Genomic DNA, 2,113 nt, shown 5'->3' with positions numbered 1-2,113 from the left:
TGCACGGTGAAGATTTCGGCGTTCTTGAGCAGCAGGTCCTTGCGCTCCATGCCCGGGCCGCGCGGCATGGCGCCGACCAGCAGGGCCACGTCGGCGTCCTTGAAGGCGACCATCGGGTCGTCGGTGCCGACCATGCCGGCCAGCAGCGGGAAGGCGCAGTCTTCAAGCTCCATCATCACGCCCTTGAGCGCGGCCTGGGCCTTTTCCATCGGCAGTTCAAGCATCTGCAGGATGACCGGCTGGTCCTTGCCCAGCATTTCGCCCGAGGCGATGCGGAACAGCAGGGAATAGCCGATCTGGCCAGCGGCGCCGGTGACGGCAACACGGACGGGGGTTTTCATGGAGGCTCCTTACGAAAGTTCGGCGAAAAATTCCTGGATCCGCTGCAGGCCCTTGGGCAGCTGCTCGGTCGGGCAGAAATCGACGTCGTTGGCGATCTTCACGCCCTTGTGCGACTTGCCGAAGGCGCAGCTGATGTCGGGGAACACGTAGAACGCACCCTGCGGCTTCGGGCAGATGACGCCCGGGATGGCGTTCATGGTGTCCACCACCATGTCGCGCTTGGCCTGGAACTCGGCGCACTTGCCGGTGGGCACGTCCTGCGGGCCGGTCAGCGCGGCCACGGCGGCGGCGGTGACGACTTCGGGCAGGTTGGTGATGTGGGTGGAGTTGAGCACCGTCACCGCCTTGGCCACGACCTCGGGGCCGGCCATGAAGCCGACGCGCCAGCCGGGCATGCCATAGGTCTTGGACAGCGAATCCACGAACACCACGCGCTCGCGCAGCTCGGGACGGGCCTGCACGAAGTTGTGATAGCCCAAGCCGTCGAAGACCATGGTGTTGTAGATGTCGTCGGTGATCACCCAGGTATCCGGGTGTCTGGCGATGACGTCGGCCAGCGCCGCGATTTCCTCGCGGGTGTAGACCATGCCGGTCGGGTTGTTCGGGTTGTTGAACAGGAACACCTTGGGCTTGGTCGCCAGCGCCGCGTCGAGCTGCGCCGGGGTGAGCTTGTAGTCCTGGCTGGCCGGGCACGGCAGCTCGAGGATCTTCGCGTCCAGCACTTCGGCGATGTCGGCGTAGGTGGTCCAGTACGGCACGGCGTAGGCGATGGTGTCGCCTTCGTCGAGCAGGGCCTCGGCCAGGTTGTACAGGATGTGCTTTGCGCCGATGCCGGTGGCGCAGTTCAGGCGCGTGTAACCGGTGAGGCCCAGGCCGTCGAGGTGGTGCAGGAAGGCGTCGAGCAGGGCGTCGGAACCGCGGTTGGAGCCGTACTGGCCGCTGTCCTTTTCAAGCGCCTCGCGGGCGGCGGCGTAGACGTGCTCGCCGGGCAGGAAGTTGGGTACGCCGATGGAGAAGCTGACGATGTCGCGGCCTTCGGCCTTGAGCTTCTTCGCCTTTTCGGCGACGGCCATGATGGCACTGGGCTTGGCACGGCCCATGCGCTTGGCGAGCTGGGGCATCACGATCCTCGCGGGGTGTGGGTGGCGGGATGGGAAACCCCGGAAGGATACCATGCGGCCCTTCCGGGGCGCCTGCCCCGCCGCCCTGCCCGGCCCGGATCAGGCGGCGTCGAGCGCCTTGTTCCACTCGGCCACGCGGTCGGCCTGGGCGGCCAGCAGCGGGGCGGTGTCGCCTTCGATCTTCAGGCTCTCGATCTTGTCGCCACCGCGAACGGCGTCGACCACGGCCTGGTCGTCGGCACCCAGCACTTCACCGAACACGGTGTGCTTGCCGTCCAGCCAGGGGGTGGCGACGTGGGTAATGAAGAACTGGCTGCCGTTGGTGCCCGGGCCGGCGTTGGCCATGGACAGCACGCCGGGCTTGTCGTGGCGCAGTTCCGGACGGCACTCGTCCTCGAAGCGGTAGCCCGGATTGCCGGTGCCGGTGCCGCGCGGGCAGCCGCCCTGGATCATGAAATCGGGAATGACGCGGTGGAAGCTGAGGCCGTCGTAGAAGCCGCGCTGGGCCAGGTTGACGAAGTTGGCGACGGTCAGCGGCGCCTGGTCGGCGTGCAGCTTGACGCGGATCGGGCCGCGGGAAGTGGTGAAAACGGCGGTCAGGGACATGGATGGCTCCGGTGCGGGTGGCCGGGCGGGGCCCGGCAGGCCGG

At 67.5% G+C, this 2,113-nt stretch carries 2 protein-coding genes and 1 pseudogene; all 3 read right to left on the bottom strand.

What is annotated here, in order from left to right; genetic code table 11:
* Positions 1–341: pseudogene (locus AACZ35_RS13960) on the bottom strand (malate dehydrogenase); the annotation flags it as partial.
* Positions 342–350: 9 nt separating this feature from the next.
* Complete coding sequence (locus AACZ35_RS13955; protein ID WP_339830323.1) at positions 351–1,463, bottom strand: aminotransferase class I/II-fold pyridoxal phosphate-dependent enzyme; 1,113 nt, start codon at positions 1,461–1,463, stop codon at positions 351–353.
* Positions 1,464–1,562: 99 nt separating this feature from the next.
* The gene (locus AACZ35_RS13950) at positions 1,563–2,069 is read right to left on the bottom strand and encodes a peptidylprolyl isomerase (RefSeq protein WP_188662857.1); all 507 of its coding nucleotides are present in this window, start codon (positions 2,067–2,069) and stop codon (positions 1,563–1,565) included.
* Positions 2,070–2,113: the final 44 nt, after the last annotated feature.

Origin of the sequence: uncultured Arenimonas sp., assembly GCF_963976025.1 — a bacterium.
Lineage (GTDB): Bacteria > Pseudomonadota > Gammaproteobacteria > Xanthomonadales > Xanthomonadaceae > Arenimonas.
Note: the sequence above shows the minus strand (reverse complement) of the source record. Positions and strands in the feature narration are given on the sequence as shown.

Bases quoted from the DNA above. Each gene is read 5' to 3' on its own strand.
- AACZ35_RS13950 (WP_188662857.1), bottom strand. From the start codon at position 2,069: ATGTCCCTGACCGCCGTTTTCACCACTTCCCGCGGCCCGATCCGCGTC.
- AACZ35_RS13955 (WP_339830323.1), bottom strand. From the start codon at position 1,463: ATGCCCCAGCTCGCCAAGCGCATGGGCCGTGCCAAGCCCAGTGCCATC.